Raw genomic sequence first — 20,827 nt, forward strand, 5'->3', positions numbered from 1 at the left:
GGCCGATTAGACGTCCGCGACCTTGCGGCCCTTGTACTCAAGGAACAGCGCAGTGCCAGCCGAGTCGGTAACGACCTTTGCCTGGTGCGGCAGGCTGTAAGTAACCTGGCCGTTCTCAATGGTCTTCACCAGGTGGGGGGCAGTTGCCTTCCACTGGGAGCGGCGGGCGCGGGTATTCGAGCGAGACATTTTCCGCTTGGGAACAGCCACGGCTAACTCATTTCTCTCTAGACAAACACGTACAAATCAATTTTGCCGGTCAGGCTTAGCCATATCAGCTAGGGCAGCCCAGCGAGGATCCAAGACCTCGTGGTGGTGCCCCGGCTCGTCTTCCAGGCGAACTCCACATTCGGAGCAAAGGCCCTGGCAGTCTTCCCGGCACACCGGCTGGAACGGCAGCATGGTTATGACTGCGTCCCGCAACACCGGTTCAAGATCGATTACATCGTGCTCGACTCGACGTTGCTCTTCATCATCTTCTTCATCCGAAAGCAGGACGCCTTCGTAGAAGAAAAGTTCTTGCACATTGACCTCAAGGTCATACGCAAGGGGATCCAGGCATCGTCCGCATTCCCCAGTTACATGGGCAATCGCGGTTCCTGATACCAGAATTCCTTCGTGTACGGCCTCAAGCCGCAGATCCAGCCCGATGTCCGAGCCTTCCTGCACGCCAATGAGTGCCACACCAAGGTCACTTGGTGCGGGTACATGTTCCGTCAATGTCCGCATACTTCCCGGGCTGCGCCCAAGGTCCTTGACGTCGAACGCCAAGGGCGAACTAGCATCTCGTTTAATGAGAACTCCTGTTGAACATATGACCGACGTATTATCTTAGCCTGAAGAACCGCAAGGACTCAAACCAGGCCACCGATACGCGCCGAAGTACCGGACTAGCCTACCCTCTCGCCCGCTGATCGGGCGCCGACTCGCCACCCAGCAGCCTTTTTTGCACGGAACGCGGCACGTAATCGGACACACTGCCGCCCAGTCCGGCCACTTCCTTGATCAGCGTTGATGACAGATGCAGGTAGTGGGATTCGGCAGGCAGGAAGACGGTTTCCACCCCACTTAACTGGCGGTTCATGGTGGCCATGGGAAGCTCATAGTCGAAATCCGATGATGACCGCAGTCCCTTGACGATGGCGGACACACCGCGCTGCCGGCAGTATTCCGCCAGGAGCCCCTCCCCTACAGGCTCCACCACGATGCCCTTCAACGACGCCAGGGTTTCGCGGGCCATGTCGATCCGGTCCTCCAGGCTGAACCTGTATTTCTTCGCAATATTGGTGGACACGGCAACGATGACTTCATCAAAAAGGCCTGCGGCACGCGCAATAACCTCGAGATGGCCGTTGTGGATGGGGTCAAAGGATCCGGGGCAGACAGCACGTCTCATGCTCCGAACCTACCGTATCCGGACGCCGGGATACCATGACTGGATGCACGCACCAAGGGAACTTTTCACTGCGACGGCCATGGCACCCTGGTGGCGTGCCGCCGTGGGCGCCAACCTGCTGGGGCCGGACGGCGGACTGGGTGTCACCATTTTTGAAGAGATGACCACGCTGGCTGTGCAGACAGGCGCCATCAACCTGGGCCAGGGCTTTCCGGACGAGGACGGTCCTGCCGAAATCAAGGCGGCAGTCCAGGCTGCCGTTGCCTCCGGCGCCAACCAGTATGCCCCGGGCAAGGGCCTCCTGGAACTTCGGGAAGCAGTGTCCGCGCATCAGCAGCGTTTCTACGGGCTGTCCCCGGACCCGCAGTCCGAGGTCATCATCACCACCGGCGCCACCGAAGGCATCGCGGCGTCCCTGCTGGCCTTTGCCGGGCCCGGCGACGAAGTACTGACATTCGAGCCCTTTTACGATTCATATGGTGCCGTCATCGGGCTCACAGGCGCGACGCATGTCACGGTGCCCCTGTTGGCCCCCGAGTTCTTCCCCGACATGGCCGCTCTGGAGGCCGCCTTCAGCGACCGCACCAAGGTGGTCCTGCTGAACAACCCGCACAACCCTACCGGCGCGGTGTTCCCGCGCGAGGTCCTGCAGCGGGTCGTCGACCTTGCCCGGAAGCATGACTGCCTCATCATCACCGATGAAGTGTATGAGCATCTGACCTTCGGCGTCAGCCACATACCCGTGGCAAGCCTGCCCGGCGCTGCGGACCGGACGGTCAGCATCTCCTCGGCAGGGAAAACCTTCTCCTTCACCGGATGGAAGATCGGCTGGCTCAGCGGCCCTGAAGAGCTCGTCTCGGCGATCCGCACCGTGAAGCAATTCCTCACTTACAGCTCCGGGACGCCGTTCCAGGCTGCGATCGCCACCGGCCTGGCTCTGCCGGACGATTTTTACCACGGCATCTGGACCACGCTCCGGCACAAGCGCGACATCCTCAGCGAAGGCCTTCGCGCCGCCGGTTTCGACGTGTATACACCGCAAGGGACGTACTTCGTCAACGTGGACACAGCACCCCTGGGCATCCATGATTCCGTTGACCTGGCCCGCAGGCTGCCGTCGCTGGTGGGAGTGGCCGCCATCCCCTTGCCAGTGTTCTGCCACCCGCAGGGAGCTGAACGTACGCGCAGCCTGCTGAGGTTCGCCTTCTGCAAAAAAATTGAGGTGCTTGAGGAGGCAGCCGCCCGGCTGGCTACCCTTAGCGGAAAACTGTGACGGCGGACACCTTGGGACGGTCCAGGCGGTCCACGCGGTTCCTGCGGACTACAGGCCAGCACGCCACGATTGAGCCTGATGCCCTGGTGGAGGGTGCGTACATCCTGAGCATCGGCGGCGCAGAGCAGTCCCACGTGAACCTTGCCCACCCCGAAGAAATCTTCTACGAATACCTGCGCCGGATCGGCCATCTTGTGGACTTGGCAGCTCCGGTGGGGAAGCCGATCACCGCCCTCCACCTCGGGGCGGGCGCACTGACCCTGGCCCGCTACATCCAGGCCACCCGGCCCGGATCGGTCCAGTATGCGGTTGAGCTTGAGCGGGAACTGCTGGATTTTGTCCTGCAGCAACTCCCCCTGCCGGAAGAAACGGTCCTGCACACCGTCATCGGCGATGCCCGGGATGCCCTGGCGGAACTGGAGCCGGGACTGCTCTTCGACGTCGTCATCCTGGACATCTTCTCTGGGCCGGAGGCTCCGGAACATATCGCCTGCACCGAGTTTTACCGGGAGGCCCGCGCGCGGCTTGCTCCGCACGGACTGCTCATCGTGAACGTAGGCGACGAACCGGGACTCACCCTGGTGCGGAGCCAAGTGGCCGCAATGCGGCGCGCCATGGACGACGTTGCTGCCTTCGCTGAAGCCGGCATGTTTGCCGGACGCCACCCCGGCAACATCATCCTTGCCGGAACCCAGGACTCCTGGCCCGGCGAATGGAGCTCCGAACTGGCAGCCCGCGGGCCCCACCCGGCACGGGTGCTGGCCGGAGTGGACCTGGACGTTTTAGCCGGCTGAGGTGCCGTACGTCCGGCGCTCCGGCTTCAGCCTTCCCCGTCGGCTGACCTCAGCTCGTCAAAGGGCTCGTCCAGCTCAATAACGTCTGGCACCGAGGGCTCGGCATACCAAAGCCTGGTCTCCCCATACTTCTTCTCGGCAAAACGTTCCATGGCGTCCGGCCAGCCAGGTTCCGGCGAACGGGAGGAACGTTCCACCACCACCACGGCTGAGGGCGCCAAATGGAGGGAAACCTTGTCAAGGACCGCTGAGAGGGCAGCTTCATCCAACGGGTAAGGGGGGTCCAGGAACACCAGGTCCCAACGGATGTCAGGTGCGGTGCGTTCCAGGAAGGACTCGACCTTGGACCGGTGTACCGTCACAGCCTTGCGCCCGAGCACACCGTTGATCAGGTCAGCATTGCGCTGGCAGACGGAGCTGGCCTTGGCATCGAACTCCACCAGGTCAACCGCGCCGGCGCCCCTGCTGCCGCTTTCCACACCGAGTGACCCGGACCCCGCGTAAAGGTCCAGGACACGGGAACCGGCAATAATGCCGAAAGCGTCAAGCCGGGAAAACAGCGCCTCCTTCACGCGGTCCGTGGTGGGACGTGTGAGCGAACCAGGAACATTCACCAGCGGTGTTCCGCCGGCCGCTCCTGCGATGATCCGGCTCATGGCTTTGCCCCGGCATTCCAGTCAGGCCTCCCGGCTGTTCCGGCTGTTCCCTGCGGGGCTGCCGCGCTAACCACGTTCAAGGAACGCCTCCTTCTCGGGGTTCAAATACTCGTCGATGGCCTGGGCCAGCCGCAGGTGGAGCGCCAGCGCCGGGTCGTAGCGCACAATTTCCTGGGCGTCCTCCCTGGCGCGGGCAATGATGTCCTCATGTTCGAGCACCCTGAGCAGTTTCAGCGTGGAACGGCCACCTGACTGCGACGCGCCCAGGATGTCGCCCTCGCGCCGGAGCTTCAGGTCTTCCTGGGAGAGCTCGAACCCGTCGGTGGTGGCCGCTACCGCGTCCAGCCTGCGCCGGCTCGGGTGGCCGGGTTCCAGCGTTGTGACCAGGAGGCATGTTCCAGGCAGGCCTCCGCGGCCAACCCGGCCACGCAGCTGGTGCAGCTGGGAGATGCCAAAGCGGTCGGCGTCGAGAATGACCATCAGGGTGGCGTTGTGCACGTCAACTCCCACTTCGATCACCGTGGTGGACACCAGCAGTTTGGTCCGGTCCGCCGCGAAATCGGCCATGGCAGCCGACTTGACCGCGGGGTCCTGCCGGCCGTGAAGCGCTGCCACCGGCACCCCTGCCAGGGACGGTTCCTGGAGGAGATGCTCGACGACGGACGTCACCGACGCGAGTTCACGGGCGGCGCCGTCGCCGGCCAGGTCAGCGGCGGAAGGTTCCGCCTCCCCCGGGCTGAAGTCGCCGTCGTCGTCCGTTCCGATCTTGGGGCACACCACATAGACCTGGTGCCCGGCGTCTATCTCTTCCCGGGAGCGGGACCAGATGCGGCCCGCCCAGCCGGGATTTTCGGCGAGCCCCACCACATGGGTGGAAATGGGCGCCCGGCCGGCCGGAAGCTCATCCAGTACCGACGTTTCGAGGTCGCCGAAGACCGTCATGGCGACCGTCCGCGGAATGGGCGTAGCTGTCATCACCAGCAGGTGCGGCGGTTTGCTGGCCTTGGACCGCAGGACGTCGCGCTGCTCCACGCCGAAACGGTGTTGCTCGTCCACCACAATCAGGCCCAGGTCATAGAAGGAGACGTTGTCGCTGAGCAGCGCGTGGGTTCCGATCACAATCCCGGCAGTGCCCGAGGCGGCGTCCAGCAGGGCCTGTTTTCGGGCGGCGGTGGGGAGGGACCCGGTGAGCAGTGTGACCTGCACGGCCTCACCGCCGGAACCTGTACCGGAGCCACCCAGCAGACCGTCCCGGGACAGGGGGCCCAGGATGCGGCGGATCGATTCGAAGTGCTGGGCCGCGAGCACCTCAGTGGGTGCAAGCAGGGCTGCCTGCCCGCCGGCATCCACCACCTGCAGCATGCCCCGGAGCGCCACGATGGTTTTTCCTGAACCCACTTCGCCCTGCAGCAGGCGGTTCATGGGATGGTCCTGCGCCAGTTCAGCAGCGAGGGTTTTCCCCACGGCTGCCTGCCCTGCTGTGAGGGTAAAGGGCAGCTGGGCATCGAACGCCGTAAGCAACCCGTTGGGTACGGGACGCCTCGCCATGGCTTCCTCCGCTGCCCATTGCGCGCGGCGCCGGGCCAGGGCGGACTGCAGCACCAGGGCTTCCTGGTACCGGAAGCGGTCCCGGGCCCGCTGCCAGTCGTTGTCCGTCTCCGGTGCGTGGATGAGCCGATAGGCCTCGGCCACCGGCAGGAATTTCTCCCGGGCCGAAACCGCGGAGGGAAGGGGGTCGGGAAGGGTGCCCAGATCCACTGTTTCGAGCAGGGTGGAAATGACCTTCTGGATGGACCAGCTGGTCAGCTTCGCCGTGGCCGGGTAGATCGGAATGGGCATGGCCGCCAGTTGCTCCGGATCCTTTCCCTGGGTGAAGGGGTCTTCGTCCAGGAGGAGGAAATCGGGGTTGGTCAGCCCCAGGGAGCCCCCAAACCGGGTGACCTTGCCCGAGAACAAGGCCCGGCGTCCCTGCAGGAGCTCAGCCTTGGCACGATATCCGTTGAAGAAGCTGACCTTGAGGGTTCCCGGGACTTTGCCTCGATAGTCGCTGCCTCCCACCAGCCGGAGGCCTCCCTTGCCGTCGTCGTCGGAAATGACGACGTCGGTAATGGTTCCCCGCCGGGCCCGCATGGAGCGGGTGGTGTTGGAGAGCACGCGGGCGATCAGCGTGACGTCCTCGTCCAGCGGAACCTCGTTGATGGGTGTCAGCTCGCCCCTGCTCAGGTAGCGGCGCGGGAAGTAATTCAGGAGGGCGCCCACAGTGGTCAGGCCGAGATGCTTCTCTATAACGGCGGCGGACCGCTTTCCGATCCGGCGTTCAAGGCCCAGGTCAAGTTCAGCGCTCATGCCCATTGATGTTCACCGGGTCTGTTTGGGAGTCGCGGGGCAGGGCGAGTTCGCTGACGGTGATGTGCGTAGGATCCCCGAGGGAGCGAATGAGCCGGACGGCAGGGTCAGGGTCGGGAACGTGGACATGGACGCGCCAGCGATAGTTGCCGTCGGCATCCGCGGCAGTGCCAACCTGGCTCATGATGACGGACTCGCCGATCTCGTCCAGACGCTGCCGGAGTGTGGCGGCATGGAGGGGCGAGAGGCTGATGGTGCACATGACTTCCACGCCGTCGTCGTCCGGCATGTCACTGTGGATGTGCGGATCTTGGACGTCGTAGCCGTGCAGGCCGTCAAGGAGTTCGCTTTGCAGCTCCTCCCCGAGCACAGCCGAGCGGAGGCAGTCCAGGATCAGGAGCATGCCCACCCCGCCGGCGTCCACAACGTGCGCGGCCTGGAGGGCGTCCAGCTGGCCTTCGGTGCGGATTACCGCGGCCAGTGCCCCTTCGACCGCGGCGTCGAGTGCCAGGCCAAGGGCGTGGTTGCTGTCGTCGCCGTTCTGCCCTGCATCGACGGAGGCTGCGGCGCGGGCTGCCGCCTCCATCACGGAGAGCATGGTGCCGGGAACGGGATCGCTCAGGGCGGACCAGGCACGGATCTGTGCGCGGTTCAGGGCCGCGGCAAGCAGGGTGGACGTGAGCCGTGTATGGCCGGCCAGCGGCTCAGCCGCGGCGCACAGGAAAACCGAGAACAGCGTGCCAGAGTTTCCCCGTGCCTGCTCCATGGCAGCCTGTCCGGCTGCTGCGAGGACCGCGCCGACGTCGGCCTGAGCGGCGCCGGCTTGCCCGGCTGCGGCTTGCCCGGCAGACTGCCCGGCGCCCGATGCATGGACGGCCTGTGCTGCGGCCCGAACGGTGAGGTAGAGGTTGGTACCGGTATCGCCGTCGGCAACAGGGAAAATATTGATGGCATTCAGGCGGTCGCTGTGGTTGCCGATGGCTGTTTCGGCCTTGCCCAACCACCGCTTCATCGCTTGGGCGTTGGCTGCAACCTTAGTCTGCAAAGTGATCCCATCCCCCGGTGTCAGCGGTGTGGCCTGAAATTTTGACGCCCGGGCTTTCGTTCGTCCCCAAGGCTTGTACTGAGCCTATCGCAGTGAATACGGGAGGCAGCTGAATGTCCGGTGGAAATGTGGCCAGGAGTCCGTGGTCCTCGCCGCCGCCCAGGACCCACACCAAAGGGTCGGTGCCCAGAAAGTCCGACGCCGGCGCCAGGCACTCCGCCAGCCGCTTCAGTTCCTGCGGGTCCAGGTCCAGGACAACGCCGCTGGCGCTGGCCAGGCGTGCGCCATCGCGGACGAGCCCGTCCGAAACGTCCAGCATGGCGGTGGCGCCGGCCAGCCGGGCAGCCGGTCCGGCCGACAATGGGGGCAGGGGCCTGCACTGGACATCCAGGAGTGCCCGCTGTTCCGGGTTGATGGTGGTGACGTCCCGGTCCGATTCCAGCAGCGCCAATCCAGCCGCTGCCCGGCCAACCGTACCGGCAAACGCCAGGACATCTCCCGGACGTGCACCGGAACGCAGCACTGCGTCTCCCCCCGAGAGTGTGCCAAGGACGGCGACGGAGACGGAAATTTCCCGGCCGCGGCCCAGGTCGCCGCCGGCCACGGAGCAGTCCACCGCACCCAGCTCTCGGATTCCCGCCGTCAGGCCGTCTGCCAGGTCCTCCACCCAGCTGACCGGAGTTTCCGGAGGCAGGGTCAGGCTGACCACCATGGACGTGGCAGTGGCACCCATGGCGTTGATGTCGCTGAGATTCTGCGCCGCGGCTTTCCAGCCGACGTCGTAGCCTGTTGTGCGGTATCCGTTGGGCCATAGCAGCCGAAAATCCTGGTCCTGTACCTGGGTGTCAATGCTGATGACCGTCCTGCCGTCCGGAGAAGCGATGATGGCGGCGTCATCACCGGGCCCAAGCACGACAGCCGAGCCATGCCGGCCCTCCATGTCGAGGCGCGGAAAGATCCTGGACAGCAGTTCGGATTCGGACAATTCACCAACAGCCCCGGGGTTACCCGGCTGGCGGTCTTCAGGCATGGGGTTCTCAGGCACGCCACCTACGCTACAGCGCCGGACTGACATTGCGGGCTGGGTCGGCGAAAGCGCGGGGTCCTCGCGGATTCCGCTGCGGCGATAGGCTGGGTTATATGCACTGCCGCCCTTCATCCCTGCCTGTCCGCGCCTTCGGCATCCTGCTGGCCGGGGCACTGGCCGGATCGGCCCTCACCGCCTGCTCGCCCGTTGTGGACGTGACTGCCGCGAAAGACGCCGCCAATCCAGCCTGCGCCCCCATGATGGTGGCGCTCCCGGACTCCATCGGCGACGCCGGCCTGAGGAAGACGAACAGCCAGGCCACTGCAGCCTGGGGGGATCCCTCAGTGGTGGTCCTGCGATGCGGTGTCAACGTACCGGGGCCCACGACGGACCGTTGCGTTAGCGTCAATGGCATCGATTGGGTCATCAAGGAGGGCGACCCTGTCTACACGCTAACCACGTTCGGGCGCGAGCCTGCCACCGAAATCCTGCTGGATCCGGAAAAGATCCCTTCCGCCACTGTCCTGGCCGATCTTTCCGGCGCGGCAGGGAAAATTCCCGCTACCCGGAACTGCGTAGGCCAGCAGGAACTGCAGAACCTGCCCGGCAGCACCCAGTAAAGCAGCACCAGCGCAAAACCCTGAGGCCGCGCCCGCGAAATGCAAGACCGTTAGCGCAAGCCCGTCTTCCGGTTCAGCGCAAGGTAGATCAGTTCATCAATCAGTTCCGCGTAGTTCAGTCCGGACGCCGCCCACATCTGGGGATACATGCTCTTGGGCGTGAATCCCGGCATGGTGTTGATCTCGTTGATGATCACTTCGCCGTCGGGGGTGTAGAAGAAGTCGACTCGGCTGAGCCCTTCGGCTCCCACCGCATCAAAGGCAGCAGCCGCCAGATCCCGCACCCGGGCGATGGCTTCTTCCGGGATGTCAGCCGGGCAGCTAAGTGCGGCGGCGTCATCTTCGACGTACTTGGCGTTGAAATCGTAGAACTCGTGGCTGCCGCCCGCTACCGAGATTTCACCGGGCATGGAGGTGCGTGGGGCATCCGTTCCACGGCCTTCCAATACGGCGCACTCGATTTCACGGCCTGTAATGCCTGCCTCGATAACCAGTTTGAGGTCGTGCCGGCGTGCTTCCTCGACGGCGGCGTCCAGCCCCTCCATGGAGTCCACCTTGGAAATCCCCATGGATGATCCGGCCCGGGCCGGTTTGACGAACACCGGGAAACCAAGCAGGTCCACCTGTTTGCGGACCGCTTCCGGGTCCTTGAGCCATTGCCGGTCAGTGACGGCAACGTAGGGCCCCACGTGGAGCCCGGCTGCCTCAAAAACCACCTTCATGTAGTGCTTGTCCATGCCTACGGCCGAGGCAAGGACCCCGGCGCCCACATAGCGGGTGTCAGAAAGTTCCAGGAGCCCCTGGATGGTGCCATCCTCACCAAAGGGACCATGGAGGAGGGGAAAGACCACATCAACGGTTCCGAGTTCCTGCGGCACTTCGTTGGGGGAAGCGACGATCAACTGGTGGTCTCCGCCGATTTCGGCGAGTGTCACTGTTTTCGACGACGGCGGCACCTCCGGCAGCGACGCCGAGGACAGGGACCATTGGGCCGTGTCCGCGGCAGCGAGCACCCATTGCCCCGACTTGGCAATGCCGATGGGAATGACGTCGTACTTGTCTTTGTTGATGGCGCCGAGAACGCCGGCGGCGGTTACACAGCTCACCGCATGTTCGCTGGAACGGCCGCCAAACAGCACCGCCACTCTTGGTTTCCGCCGAGCGGCTGAAGCTTCCGGAGCCAGTTTGTCTTCTTCGGACATTGTCAGTAATCGCCTTCGGGTTTCAGGTCCCGGGCCAGCAACAGCGGCCCCAGTTGGTCAACGGACAGTTTGCCCGCCAGGACGGCAACCACCGCGGCAGTAATGGGCATTTCCACACCCAGCTTTCCGGCGAGCTCATGCACGGCCTGGCCGGACTTAATGCCTTCCGCGGTTTGGGTCATCTTCTGGGCAACTTCGTCCAGCGTGAGCCCCTCGCCCAGGAGCCGGCCGGCTGTATGGTTCCTGGACAGTGGCGACGAGCAGGTAGCCACGAGATCGCCCAGCCCGGCCAGTCCCGCCATGGTTTGCGCCTCGCCGCCCAGGGCAAGCGCCAGCCTGGAGGTCTCTGCCAGCCCGCGGGTGATGACTGAGGCCTTGGTGTTGTCCCCCATCTGCTTTCCTTCGCAGATGCCCACGGCAAGCGCGATGACGTTCTTGACGATGCCCCCGATTTCCACGCCCACGACATCCGTGGTGGTGTAGGGGCGGAAGTACGGAGCGGTGCAGCTTCGTGCGATCCAGCCTGCTGCAGCGGCGTCCGTGCACGCCACCACGGAAGCGGTGGGTTCTTCGCGGGCAATTTCCATGGCAAGGTTTGGTCCTGACACCACGGCGATGCGGCCACTGGGGATCCCCAGCTCTTCGCCGATGACCTCGCTCATGCGTGCATCGGTGCCGAGTTCCAGTCCCTTCATCAGGGAAACCACCATGGCGTCCGGAGCAATCATGGGCTTCCACTCGCGAAGCTGGAGCCGGAGGGATTGTGCCGGGACGGCCAGTACAACAAGGTCTGCGCCGTCAAGGACTTCACGGACATCCATGGAGGCCACAATGACGTCCGGCAAGGGGATTTCTTTGAGGTACTGGAAGTTGCGGTGGCTGCTGTTGATCTGCTCCACCACTTCGCTGCGCCTGCCCCATAGCCTGATGCTCCGCTTGTCCCCGGCAGCGGTGGCAGCATCGGCGAGGATTTTGGCGAACGTGGTCCCCCACGAGCCTGCGCCAAGGACAGCGACAGACTTCGCAGCGCCCGGGTGGCTTCCGTCAGCCGTCATGTGCCGTCCGCCTCGCGGGCAGTACCGCTAGCCGACGGTTCATCAGAGCCACCTGGCCGGGGACCGCCTTCCACAAACCGCCCGTGCTTGGCCTGGTTGTGCTTGGAGGGGTCCCACCGCTCGGCGGGGGCCTCCTCTCCCCTGATTCCGGCCAGCAGCGCCGTTACGGCATCCATGATGGCGTCCGTGGCAGCTGTCAGTGTGGCCTTATCCAGGGGTCTGCCGGAAAAGGCGCTCAGATCCACCGGGTCACCCACCACAACCCGCGACGTTTTGCGCGGGAAAAGGTGGAAGCCCTTGGCATAGCGGGGAAACACTTCGTGGGCACCCCAGTGGGCGATGGGCACCACGGGAATTCCAGCTTCCAGAGCCAGCCGGGCTGCCCCGGTGTGGCCCTTCATGGGCCACAGGTCGGGGTCGCGCGTCAGCGTGCCCTCGGGATAAATGATGATCGCGCCACCTTCCGCCACGATCTCCTGGGCGAGCTGGAGCGACCGGTTGGCTCCCGCCGTCGAGCGTTCCACCGGGATCTGCTTGGTGGCCCGCAGGATCCAGCCCAGTGCCGGGACCTTAAAGAGGGAGGCCTTCGCCAGGAAGTGCGGCGCGCGCTTCTGGTTGTAGAGCAGGTGCCCCACGATCAGGGGATCGATTTCGGTGCAGTGGTTGGGCGCGGCGATAAAGCCGCCGGGCGGCAGCTTCTCGGTGCCTTCCCATTTTTTGGCCATCATGAGGTTCAGCAGGGTGCGCGCTATCGCGGCGATGACCACAAACGTGGCCTGGCTTTTGGCCGTTTCCTTCACTGTCCACCGCTACTTTGCTGAGGTGATGTCGAAATCGGCCCCAAGGCCGGCAAGCTTTTCCGTGAACCGCTCATAGCCCCGGTTGATGATGTCGATCCCGGTGACCCGTGACGTGCCAGTGGCAGCGAGGGCGGCGATCAGGTGGCTGAAACCGCCGCGCAGGTCCGGGACGTCGATGTCGGTGCCCTTGAGCTGCATCGGTCCGGAAATGACGGCGGAGTGGAGGAAGTTGCGCTGGCCGAACCTGCAGGGCACGCTTCCCAGGCATTCGCGGTGCACCTGGATGCTGGCGCCCATCCTGATCAGGGCGTCTGTGAACCCAAAGCGGTTTTCATAGACGGTCTCGTGCACGATCGAGACGCCCTCGGCCTGGGTCAGGGCCACCACCAGCGGCTGCTGCCAGTCGGTCATGAAGCCGGGGTGTACGTCGGTTTCCAGGACCAGTGGACTGAGCTTCCCGCCCCGGTGGTAGAAACGGATGCCGTCCTCACCGATGTCCATGCCGCCGCCCACCTTGCGGTAGGTGTTCAGGAACGTCATCATGTCCCGCTGGGAAGCACCTTCGACAAAGATGTCTCCCCGCGTCACCAGGGCAGCTGATGCCCACGACGCCGATTCGTTGCGGTCTGAGAGGGCGCGGTGGTTATAACCGCCCAGGTCCCGGACGCCTTCGATGCGGATGGTCCTGTCCGTCTGGACGCTGATGATGGCGCCCATTTTCTGCAGGACCGCGATGAGGTCGATGATCTCCGGCTCGGTGGCTGCGCCCTCGAGTTCGGTGATGCCCTCGGCACGGGTGGCGCTGAGCAGCACCTGTTCGGTAGCGCCGACAGAGGGATAGGGAAGGGATATTTTTGCCCCGTGCAGACCCTTGGGTGCGGAGATGTGGATGCCGCCAGGCCGCTTTTCAACCACAGCGCCGAACTGGCGCAGGACGTTGAGGTGGTAGTCGATGGGCCGGTCGCCGATCTTGCAGCCGCCCAGATCCGGGATGAAGGCCTCGCCGATCGCGTGGATGAGGGGCCCGCACAGCAGGATGGGAATCCTGGAATCGCCGGCATGCGCGTCGATGGCAGTGCTTGGAGCAGTCTTGGCAGCCTTCGGGTCAAGGGTGAGGTCCCCGGTGACGGGATCCTTCACCACCGTTACTCCATGCAGCTGCAGGAGCGAGGTGACAACCTCCACGTCCTTGATTTCCGGAACGTTCCGCAGCACCGACGGTTCGTTTCCCAGCAACGCTGCCACCATCGCCTTGGGAACCAAATTCTTGGCCCCGCGGACGGTGACACGGCCTGTAAGCGGGACGCCGCCGCGGATTGTCAGAACACTACTCATATACCGGTTTCCTTACGATTACTCGCCCCCAAATCCTTGCAAAGGCTCCTGCTAAGCATAGGAGGTCGCTTTACCGAACCGAAATAAGGGGCGTCGGAGGCCGGCGTGGCGTCTGTCCTCCTCAGGAAAGGCGTGCGGGCAGTGTTGTGGGCTTGAACGCCGGCCTGGTGGCCTCGTAGGCGGTGATGTCCGCTTCGTGCTGGAGGGTGAGCCCGATGTCATCCAGGCCCTCGAGGAGGCGCCAGCGGGTGTAATCATCGATGTCGAACGGAGCCACGATGTTGCCGCAGATGACTGTCTTGGACACCAGGTCAACAGTGACTTCAGTGCCCGGGGCGTTCTCCAGCTCTTTCCAGATCAGCTCGATGTCATCCTGGGCGAGCTCGGCGGCCAGCAGGCCCTGTTTGCCGGAGTTGCCGCGGAAGATGTCCGCGAACCGGGAGGACAGGACCGTCTTGAAGCCGTAGTCCTTCAGCGCCCACACGGCGTGTTCACGGGACGAGCCGGTGCCGAAGTCGGGGCCTGCCACCAGTACGGAGCCGGCGTTGAAGGGCGCCTGGTTCAGGATGAAGGACGGGTCTTTGCGCCAGGCCGAGAACAGTGCGTCTTCAAAGCCTGTGCGGGTGATCCGCTTGAGGTAGACGGCAGGGATGATCTGGTCCGTGTCAACGTTGCTTTGGCGCAGCGGGACGCCGATTCCGGTGTGCGTGGTGAACTTTTCCATGGCGTGTCCTAGGCTGCGTTGGTGCGGGTGGCGGCGGATTCCGGGGCGGGATCAAGATCCGAGGGAGAGCTCAGCGTGCCGCGGACAGCTGTGGCTGCTGCCACCACCGGAGAGACGAGGTGGGTGCGGCCGCCCTTGCCCTGGCGCCCTTCGAAGTTGCGGTTGGAGGTGGACGCGCAGCGCTCGCCCACTTCAAGCTGGTCCGGGTTCATGCCAAGGCACATGGAGCACCCGGCGAAACGCCATTCGGCGCCGAAGTCCTTGAAGACCTTGTCCAGGCCTTCAGCTTCGGCTTCGAGCCGCACACGGGCCGAACCGGGTACCACCAGCATCCGGATGTTCGGGTCCTTCTGCCGTCCGCGGACGATGTCCGCGGCTGCGCGGAGGTCCTCCATACGAGAGTTCGTGCAGGAGCCCAGGAACACGGTGTCCACCCGGATGTCCTTCATGGGCGTTCCGGCTTCCAGGCCCATGTACTGAAGGGCACGTTCTGCGGCGGCCTTGGCGTTTTCGTCACCGAAGTCCTCGGGCGAGGGAACCTTCGAGGAGAGCGAAACACCCTGTCCGGGGTTGGTCCCCCACGTCACGAACGGCTCCAGGGTGTCGGCGTCGAGCTCCACCTCAACGTCAAACGTTGCGTCGTCGTCGGTCCGCAGCGTGTTCCAGTACTCGACGGCGGCGTCCCACTCTGCGCCCTGGGGCGCGTGCGGGCGGCCAAACATGTAATCGTAGGTGGTCTGGTCCGGCGCGACCAGGCCAGCACGGGCGCCGGCCTCGATGGACATGTTGCAGATGGTCATCCGGGCTTCCATGGACAGCGAACGGATGGCAGAACCGCGGTACTCCAGGACGTAGCCCTGGCCCCCGCCGGTGCCGATCTTGGCAATCACGGCCAGGATGATGTCCTTGGCACTGACACCGGGGCGCAGCGTGCCTTCGACGTTGATTGCCATGGTCTTGAACGGCTTGAGGGACAGGGTCTGCGTGGCCATGACGTGCTCAACTTCGGAGGTGCCAATTCCCATGGCCAGCGCCCCGAAGGCGCCATGCGTGGACGTGTGCGAATCACCGCAGACAACTGTCATGCCGGGCTGCGTCAGGCCGAGCTGCGGGCCGACCACGTGCACAATCCCCTGCTCGGCATCGCCGAGCGAGTGCAGCCGGACGCCAAACTCCGCGCAGTTGTTGCGCAGGGTCTGGATCTGGGTGCGGCTGGTCAGGTCGGCAATGGGCTTGTCGATGTCCAGGGTGGGCGTGTTGTGGTCCTCGGTGGCGATGGTCAGGTCCGGGCGCCGCAGCTTCCGGCCGGCCAGGCGCAGGCCTTCAAATGCCTGCGGTGACGTGACCTCGTGAACCAGGTGCAGGTCGATGAAGAGGAGGTCTGGCTGGGCGTTGGCTCCTTCGCCGTCGCCTTTACGCACCACATGTGCGTCCCAGACTTTCTCGGCCAGTGTCTTTGCCACGGCCATCTCCCTTCACTGCTGCTTGACTGCTGATTGACTGCTATTAACACTGAATCAGGACGGCTGTGGAATATGCCAGCCGAAACATTTGCATCTCAGATATTGAGACGGCAATATCATTACATGGACAATTCTAGTGGAGTCGGAGTCATTGATAAAGCGGCCCATGTGCTTGATGCACTTGAGGCAGGCCCCACCACCCTGGCACAGCTGGTGGCGGCGACAGGGCTGGCCCGGCCAACCGTCCACAGGCTCGCCCTGGCCTTGGTCCATCACCGGCTGGTAAGCCGCGATATCCAGGGGCGTTTTGTGCTGGGCAGCAGGCTTGTCGAACTGGCATCCGCTGCCGGGGAGGACCGGCTGATCGCCTCCGCAGGTCCCGTCCTGATGCAGCTGCGGGACGCCACCGGGGAAAGCGCGCAAATCTTCCGCCGGCAGGGGGACTGGCGCGTGTGCGTCGCCTCGGCCGAACGTCCCATTGGCCTGCGTGACACCATCCCTGTTGGTACCCAGCTGTCCATGAAGGCAGGATCTGCCGCGCAGGTGCTCCTGGCCTGGGAAGACCATGACCGCCTCTTGGAAGGCCTTCAGTCCGCGCGCTTCACGCCTACTGTGCTGGCAGGAGTACGACGGCGGGGCTGGGGCCAGAGCCTTGGCGAGCGTGAGCCGGGGGTCGCTTCCGTGTCAGCGCCGGTCCGCGGGCCCTCCGGCCGCGTGATCGCTGCAGTATCCATTTCCGGCCCCATCGAGCGCCTGACCCGCCAGCCGGGCCGGCTGCACGCCGAAGTGGTCTGCAACGCCGGCAGGATTCTTACCGAAGCCCTGCGCAAGAACAACGACTGACCGCGTACCTTCGGCGCTCCCCGGTCCGGAGCATCCCCGGCACAGGCTGTTCCCGAAGCCAGGCTGTTCCCAAAGTTAGGCTGTTCCATATGAGCGGTTACGCAGTGTTTCTCCGTGGCATCAACGTGGGCGGAATCAACATCAGGATGGCAGACCTGAGGGACGCCCTCACGTCCTGCGGGTTCGCGGACGTCAAGACCCTGCTCGCCAGCGGAAATGTGGTGCTCACCAGTGAGCAAGGCGCCGCCGCCGTCAAGCAGCAGATCGAGGAATGCCTTCGGACCTCGTTTGGCTACGACGCCTGGGTGGTAGTCCTGGCCGCCGGGCGGGTGGCCGAGCTGGTGGAGGCCTGCCCCTACCCGGAGGACGACAGGGAAACCCACACCTACATCACGCTGGCCTCCGACGCCGCCATGCTGGACGAGCTCGATGCCGCCGGCGCCGCCCTTGAGGGCTCGGAGCAGAAGCGGCTTGGACCGGAGGCCCTGGCCTGGCTCGCCCCCGCGGGCGGGACACTGGACAGCCCTTTCAGCAAGATATCGTCCAAGGCAAGATTCAAGGCAACAACCACCACCCGCAACCTCAGGACACTGATCAAGGTCCGTGACGCGGCCGCCGCGCTCTCATAGAGTGGTGCCGGCAAATAGTGGTGCCGGCAAATAGTGGTGCCGCGCATAATGTGCTGCCGCGGCTCACTTGCCGATGGCCGTCTTCAGCGCCGCGTTGAACGCCTTGAGCCGGCTGATCTCCACTTCCACGGGCTCCACCACCAGCTCCTGCGCTACGTCCGCCACGGCATTCCTGAGGCGCTTCCGGGCCTTCCCCGACCGTGCATTCGCTGCCGCCGCGGCAATAAACTTCCCGGTCACGGCCAGGAAGATGCCAAGGACCACACCGCCGGCAATCATCAGGGTGGGGATTGGCCACCCTTCCACGCGCGGGACCTCCGGGACCGGCATCTGGAAGTACCCCAGCGCGGCGAGCACTCCGAGCCAGCCGAGGCCGGCCAGGACAGTCAGCAGCGCCAGCCATTGGACAACGTTGAACACTCCCCACCACCATGACTTCCTGGATGCCAGGAGGTCGGTGCCCGCGATGGCCTGGTCCAGGGCGTCCGGCAGCCGTTCCCTCCCCTCACGGGCTGCACCCCGGATAGCCGCACGCCAGGGGCCAGGGGCGCCCGCGCTGGCATGGTCTGCGAATTCACGGACTGCTGCATCGGTTCTGGCCCTTTCCGGGGCCCCTGCCGGTGGAAGGGAGGTCCGGCTCAATTCCGCCGGCGAGTCGCTGCGGAGGTTGAGCCGCCGCAGCGGATCGGGCCTGAACCGCGAGAGCCAGCGTGTCACAGGCCACCCGGTGCGGCGGGTGGATTCCAGCCGGTAGGAACGCGCCACGGCCCGCACCACGAGGGGCACATTGGCAGCTGTGGCCAGCTCATCGGTAAGGCGTGAGGTGGTGGCTGGCCTGACTCCTGCCGCTTCGCCGTCGCCGGACGCCTCCCGAAGCAGGCGGGCAGCCTTCCCCACATCGGCGGCCAGCCGCTGTGACAATGCCTGGCGCTGCAGCGCAACGTGCCGGATGGCGCTGCGCACCCTGGGCACGCCGGTACCGTGCAGTGCCGATGCGCCCAGGACCTGAACCGTTCCCAGCCCGTCCCGGGCCAGGATCCCCTTCAGGGATTCCAGGACCGGTCCCACGTCCTTTTCAGGCAGCCGGTCCACCTGGTTGAGCACCACCAGTGTCACGGCACCATGGGCGGCCAGGGGCGCCAGGAAGTCATTGTGGACGGCGGCGTCGGCGTACTTCTGCGGGTCAAGCACCCAGACCAGGACATCCACCAGGCCCACCATGCGCTGCACGATCTCACGGTTAGCCGCCCTGGTGGAATCGAAGTCCGGGAGGTCCAGCAGGATCAGTCCCGTGCCTTCGTCCGCGAATCCGTCAACGGGGGCGGCATGGTGCCGGCTGCGGACTTCCAGCCAGTCCAGCAGCGGTTCGCTGCCCTCCACTCCCCAGACCCCTGCCAAAGGTTCCGATGTGGTGGGCCGCCGCGCCGCCGCCGTCGCGATTTCGGCGCCGCTGACGGCGTTGAACAGCGTTGACTTCCCGCTGCCTGTGGCACCGAAAAACCCCACCACCGTGTGGTCCGCGGACAGCGAACGCCGGGAACTGGCGCGTTCCAGGAGCTGGAGCACTTCCTCCAGCGGCTCATCCGGCAGCACCCCGTCCGCGAGTTGGCGGGCATCGTTCAGGGCATCAAGCCGGCGGTCCAGCTGCAACGATTCGCGGGCATCACCGTGGCGGCTCATGCGTAGTCCGCCAGCTGTGCCAGGGCGGTGGAATGGCCTGTCAGCACACGTGCAGCATCCGGGTCTGACTCCGGGAGCCTGTCAAGGAACTTCTGTTGCTCCACCCGGAGCAGCTGCTGGCAGCGGATGTGGAGGTCCTCGCGCGCCGTTTGGGCGAGCCTGCGGACGGCGTCCTCACCGAAGACGGCCTCCAGCAGCTTCTGGCCTACGACGGCGGTACCTCCAGCCACACCGATTTCCAGCCCGGTCAGGCCGGCCGTCATGGAGAACACCACAATCATCAGCGCGGCGCCCAGCCCGTTGATGCCGAAGGACAGCAACCTGGCCTGCGTCCGTTTGCCTTGGCCCTCGGTCCGGATCAGTTCCATCAGGCTGGCCTGCCAGGCCCTGATCTCTTCGGCGGTCCTGTCCGCAAATCCGGGACTCGTCCCGGAAAGGTCATCAGTTCCAAGCAGCTCCCGGCCGGCCGGGTCTGAACGCCATCGTTGGTCGGTCTGCTCCGCCGCGTTGGCTGCCTCGTCCAGGATGACGGCCTGCAGCCCTGTCTCAATGGCCACTTCGACCTGGACGGCGGGAGCAGGCTCACCCCGGAAGAAGGCTCCCACCCGGTCCCGGAAGCGGCCAATGTTCTGTTCCAGGTTCCGGAAAAACTCGCCGGTCCCCACGAAGTCCTGCCAGCGGGCAAGCACTTCCCCGCGAAGCAGGGCGCCGTCCTTGGTGGCGTCCAGGATGCGTGCGGCAGCATCCCGGTAGGCGCCCTGGGCGTCAGCCTCCAGGGTTGCCGCGGCGCGCTGCTGATCCTGCAGCGCTTCAGCCACCCCCGCCACGCGTCCCGCCAGTGCCCTGACGGTTCCGTTGAGCGTCCTGCGGGCGATCTCAGAGCGGCGTGCCGCGTCAGCAGCGAGCTCCTGGAGCCAGCGTCGCAGCGGCTCCACTGCGTGCGGAGGCAGCATCCCCAGTGGATCGAGCTCCGTCTCCTGCACGATAAACAGTCCTGCTGCACCGAGGCCTTCCTTGTGCAGCAAAGCCAGGAGATCGGCACTCACTTCAGCCTCAGCCTCGGGCGGAACCCGGTCCAGCACCACGGCCACCATGATGTCGCGCGAGGCCGCGTCCAGCAGGAGCCGCCAGGGAACGGCGTCGGCGTAGCGGTTGGCCGTTGTCACAAAAACCCAAAGGTCAGCGGCGGCCAGCAGCTGCCCGGCGAGCCTGCGGTTGTCGTCGGAGATGGAGTCGACGTCGGGAGCGTCCAGAACCGCTATGCCCTGCGGGACAGCGCGGTCCGCCACCAGCACCAGCGAGGATATTGCGGCGGCGTCCGGAGTCACTCCGGCGCGGCTGGCGGGCACAGGATCAGTGGCCAGCGTGCCCCTGATCCGACTGAGCGTGGGCAGGACGCGCTGATCTTCGAACCACGGCGCATCCGCAGGGTGGTGGAGCAGGATGGGCTGGCGGGTGGTTGGCCTGATGGCCCCTGAACGCGTGACCGGGTGGCCTACCAGCGCGTTGACGAGTGTCGATTTGCCTGCACCAGTGGAGCCTCCGACGACGGCAAGCAGCGGTGCGTCCAGGCTGCGGTAACGCGGCAGGATGTAGTCGTCCAGCTGTGCGAGTGCATTCCGGGCCTCTTGCCGTGCCCGGCCGGCAGCCGGCAGGGCAAGCGGCAGGGAAACCTGCGACAGGTCCCGCCGTACGGCTTCCAGCAGCCCGAGGGCAGCCGCCGCCGGCTGGGCGGAGCCCTGGGCAGGAGCCCTGGCGGGAGGATGATCGTTGGAGCTCACAGCATCATCATGCCAGTTCAGCAGCCTTTTGCGATGGCCCTGGGCCGACTCTCCGGTCAAGGGTTCAGGGTTAGCGGCCCCAGGTTCACCCGCGTGATTTAACAGCGTGGTTTCGGGAAAACGAAAACGGCCCCGGGCTGATGCCCGGGACCGTTCCA

The 20,827-nt window shown here is 65.1% G+C and carries 20 protein-coding genes; 5 read left to right on the forward strand and 15 right to left on the reverse strand.

Annotated features, from left to right (window positions below):
• Positions 1-6 precede the first annotated feature (6 nt).
• The 3 genes from rpmF to coaD form a co-directional block, all read right to left on the reverse strand.
• Positions 7-210 (reverse strand): 50S ribosomal protein L32, encoded by a 204-nt coding sequence (gene rpmF, locus F8G81_RS14785; RefSeq protein WP_003806041.1) that lies wholly within the window; start codon positions 208-210, stop codon positions 7-9.
• Between the two features lie 36 nt (positions 211-246).
• Positions 247-771 carry a YceD family protein gene (locus tag F8G81_RS14790; protein ID WP_267275457.1) on the reverse strand — a complete coding sequence of 175 codons (525 nt, stop codon included), beginning with the start codon at positions 769-771 and terminating at the stop codon, positions 247-249.
• A gap of 124 nt (positions 772-895) precedes the next feature.
• Positions 896-1,396: a pantetheine-phosphate adenylyltransferase gene (coaD, locus tag F8G81_RS14795; RefSeq protein WP_267275458.1), complete on the reverse strand. Its 501-nt coding sequence runs from the start codon at positions 1,394-1,396 to the stop codon at positions 896-898.
• 43 nt (positions 1,397-1,439) lie between these two features.
• Here coaD and F8G81_RS14800 point away from each other — a divergent pair, with 43 nt between their 5' ends.
• Entirely contained in the window at positions 1,440-2,669 is a 1,230-nt protein-coding gene (locus tag F8G81_RS14800; RefSeq protein WP_267275459.1) for an aminotransferase class I/II-fold pyridoxal phosphate-dependent enzyme, read from the forward strand.
• A gap of 11 nt (positions 2,670-2,680) precedes the next feature.
• Positions 2,681-3,463 (forward strand): spermidine synthase, encoded by a 783-nt coding sequence (locus F8G81_RS14805; protein WP_267275460.1) that lies wholly within the window; start codon positions 2,681-2,683, stop codon positions 3,461-3,463.
• Between the two features lie 26 nt (positions 3,464-3,489).
• Here the strand turns inward: F8G81_RS14805 and rsmD are convergent, their stop codons facing one another.
• From rsmD to thiL, 4 genes are all read right to left on the reverse strand, one after another.
• Positions 3,490-4,119, reverse strand: a complete 630-nt coding sequence (gene rsmD / locus F8G81_RS14810; protein WP_267275461.1) for a 16S rRNA (guanine(966)-N(2))-methyltransferase RsmD — start codon at positions 4,117-4,119, stop codon at positions 3,490-3,492.
• Between the two features lie 66 nt (positions 4,120-4,185).
• The gene (locus F8G81_RS14815; protein ID WP_267275462.1) at positions 4,186-6,465 is read right to left on the reverse strand and encodes an ATP-dependent DNA helicase RecG; all 2,280 of its coding nucleotides are present in this window, start codon (positions 6,463-6,465) and stop codon (positions 4,186-4,188) included.
• On the reverse strand, positions 6,455-7,477 hold the full coding sequence (locus tag F8G81_RS14820) for a DAK2 domain-containing protein (RefSeq protein ID WP_267275463.1): 1,023 nt from the start codon (positions 7,475-7,477) through the stop codon (positions 6,455-6,457). Before F8G81_RS14820 ends, F8G81_RS14815 begins: the two co-directional genes overlap by 11 nt.
• A 22-nt stretch (positions 7,478-7,499) precedes the next feature.
• Positions 7,500-8,540, reverse strand: coding sequence for a thiamine-phosphate kinase (gene thiL / locus F8G81_RS14825; protein ID WP_267279240.1), 1,041 nt, complete (start codon positions 8,538-8,540; stop codon positions 7,500-7,502).
• A gap of 110 nt (positions 8,541-8,650) precedes the next feature.
• Here thiL and F8G81_RS14830 point away from each other — a divergent pair, with 110 nt between their 5' ends.
• On the forward strand, positions 8,651-9,157 hold the full coding sequence (locus F8G81_RS14830) for a DUF3515 domain-containing protein (RefSeq protein ID WP_267275464.1): 507 nt from the start codon (positions 8,651-8,653) through the stop codon (positions 9,155-9,157).
• A gap of 50 nt (positions 9,158-9,207) precedes the next feature.
• Here F8G81_RS14830 and F8G81_RS14835 read toward each other — a convergent pair whose 3' ends face one another.
• From F8G81_RS14835 to leuC, 6 genes are all read right to left on the reverse strand, one after another.
• Positions 9,208-10,359 (reverse strand): D-alanine--D-alanine ligase family protein, encoded by a 1,152-nt coding sequence (locus F8G81_RS14835; RefSeq protein ID WP_267275465.1) that lies wholly within the window; start codon positions 10,357-10,359, stop codon positions 9,208-9,210.
• 2 nt (positions 10,360-10,361) lie between these two features.
• Complete coding sequence (locus F8G81_RS14840; protein ID WP_267275466.1) at positions 10,362-11,414, reverse strand: NAD(P)H-dependent glycerol-3-phosphate dehydrogenase; 1,053 nt, start codon at positions 11,412-11,414, stop codon at positions 10,362-10,364.
• A complete protein-coding gene (locus tag F8G81_RS14845; RefSeq protein ID WP_267275467.1) occupies positions 11,411-12,214 on the reverse strand; it encodes a lysophospholipid acyltransferase family protein in 804 nt (267 codons plus the stop codon). The genes F8G81_RS14840 and F8G81_RS14845 overlap by 4 nt, the downstream gene beginning before the upstream one ends.
• A 9-nt stretch (positions 12,215-12,223) precedes the next feature.
• Positions 12,224-13,549 carry a UDP-N-acetylglucosamine 1-carboxyvinyltransferase gene (gene murA, locus F8G81_RS14850; protein ID WP_267275468.1) on the reverse strand — a complete coding sequence of 442 codons (1,326 nt, stop codon included), beginning with the start codon at positions 13,547-13,549 and terminating at the stop codon, positions 12,224-12,226.
• Positions 13,550-13,670: 121 nt separating this feature from the next.
• Complete coding sequence (gene leuD, locus F8G81_RS14855) at positions 13,671-14,273, reverse strand: 3-isopropylmalate dehydratase small subunit (protein ID WP_267275469.1); 603 nt, start codon at positions 14,271-14,273, stop codon at positions 13,671-13,673.
• 8 nt (positions 14,274-14,281) lie between these two features.
• Entirely contained in the window at positions 14,282-15,736 is a 1,455-nt protein-coding gene (gene leuC, locus F8G81_RS14860) for a 3-isopropylmalate dehydratase large subunit (protein ID WP_267275470.1), read from the reverse strand.
• 123 nt (positions 15,737-15,859) lie between these two features.
• On the opposite strand from leuC, the gene F8G81_RS14865 reads away from it, so the two are divergent.
• Both F8G81_RS14865 and F8G81_RS14870 read left to right on the forward strand, forming a co-directional pair.
• A complete protein-coding gene (locus tag F8G81_RS14865; protein WP_066292257.1) occupies positions 15,860-16,579 on the forward strand; it encodes an IclR family transcriptional regulator in 720 nt (239 codons plus the stop codon).
• 89 nt (positions 16,580-16,668) lie between these two features.
• Entirely contained in the window at positions 16,669-17,208 is a 540-nt protein-coding gene (locus F8G81_RS14870) for a DUF1697 domain-containing protein (protein ID WP_267275471.1), read from the forward strand.
• A gap of 63 nt (positions 17,209-17,271) precedes the next feature.
• Here the strand turns inward: F8G81_RS14870 and F8G81_RS14875 are convergent, their stop codons facing one another.
• Both F8G81_RS14875 and F8G81_RS14880 read right to left on the reverse strand, forming a co-directional pair.
• Positions 17,272-18,888, reverse strand: a complete 1,617-nt coding sequence (locus F8G81_RS14875; protein WP_267275472.1) for a GTPase — start codon at positions 18,886-18,888, stop codon at positions 17,272-17,274.
• Entirely contained in the window at positions 18,885-20,669 is a 1,785-nt protein-coding gene (locus tag F8G81_RS14880) for a dynamin family protein (RefSeq protein ID WP_267275473.1), read from the reverse strand. Before F8G81_RS14880 ends, F8G81_RS14875 begins: the two co-directional genes overlap by 4 nt.
• Positions 20,670-20,827 lie beyond the last annotated feature (158 nt).

The sequence above is a fragment of the Arthrobacter sp. CDRTa11 genome, assembly GCF_026427775.1.
Lineage (GTDB): Bacteria > Actinomycetota > Actinomycetes > Actinomycetales > Micrococcaceae > Arthrobacter.

What these genes read in the sequence shown, in the direction of transcription:
- coaD (WP_267275458.1), bottom strand. Translation starts at nt 1,396, where the DNA reads ATGAGACGTGCTGTCTGCCCCGGATCCTTTGACCCCATCCACAACGGC.
- F8G81_RS14800 (WP_267275459.1), top strand. Translation starts at nt 1,440, where the DNA reads ATGCACGCACCAAGGGAACTTTTCACTGCGACGGCCATGGCACCCTGG.
- rsmD (WP_267275461.1), bottom strand. Translation starts at nt 4,119, where the DNA reads ATGAGCCGGATCATCGCAGGAGCGGCCGGCGGAACACCGCTGGTGAAT.
- F8G81_RS14815 (WP_267275462.1), bottom strand. Translation starts at nt 6,465, where the DNA reads ATGAGCGCTGAACTTGACCTGGGCCTTGAACGCCGGATCGGAAAGCGG.
- F8G81_RS14820 (WP_267275463.1), bottom strand. Translation starts at nt 7,477, where the DNA reads ATGAAGCGGTGGTTGGGCAAGGCCGAAACAGCCATCGGCAACCACAGC.
- thiL (WP_267279240.1), bottom strand. Translation starts at nt 8,540, where the DNA reads ATGCCTGAAGACCGCCAGCCGGGTAACCCCGGGGCTGTTGGTGAATTG.
- F8G81_RS14830 (WP_267275464.1), top strand. Translation starts at nt 8,651, where the DNA reads ATGCACTGCCGCCCTTCATCCCTGCCTGTCCGCGCCTTCGGCATCCTG.
- F8G81_RS14835 (WP_267275465.1), bottom strand. Translation starts at nt 10,359, where the DNA reads ATGTCCGAAGAAGACAAACTGGCTCCGGAAGCTTCAGCCGCTCGGCGG.
- F8G81_RS14840 (WP_267275466.1), bottom strand. Translation starts at nt 11,414, where the DNA reads ATGACGGCTGACGGAAGCCACCCGGGCGCTGCGAAGTCTGTCGCTGTC.
- murA (WP_267275468.1), bottom strand. Translation starts at nt 13,549, where the DNA reads ATGAGTAGTGTTCTGACAATCCGCGGCGGCGTCCCGCTTACAGGCCGT.
- leuD (WP_267275469.1), bottom strand. Translation starts at nt 14,273, where the DNA reads ATGGAAAAGTTCACCACGCACACCGGAATCGGCGTCCCGCTGCGCCAA.
- F8G81_RS14865 (WP_066292257.1), top strand. Translation starts at nt 15,860, where the DNA reads ATGGACAATTCTAGTGGAGTCGGAGTCATTGATAAAGCGGCCCATGTG.
- F8G81_RS14870 (WP_267275471.1), top strand. Translation starts at nt 16,669, where the DNA reads ATGAGCGGTTACGCAGTGTTTCTCCGTGGCATCAACGTGGGCGGAATC.
- F8G81_RS14875 (WP_267275472.1), bottom strand. Translation starts at nt 18,888, where the DNA reads ATGAGCCGCCACGGTGATGCCCGCGAATCGTTGCAGCTGGACCGCCGG.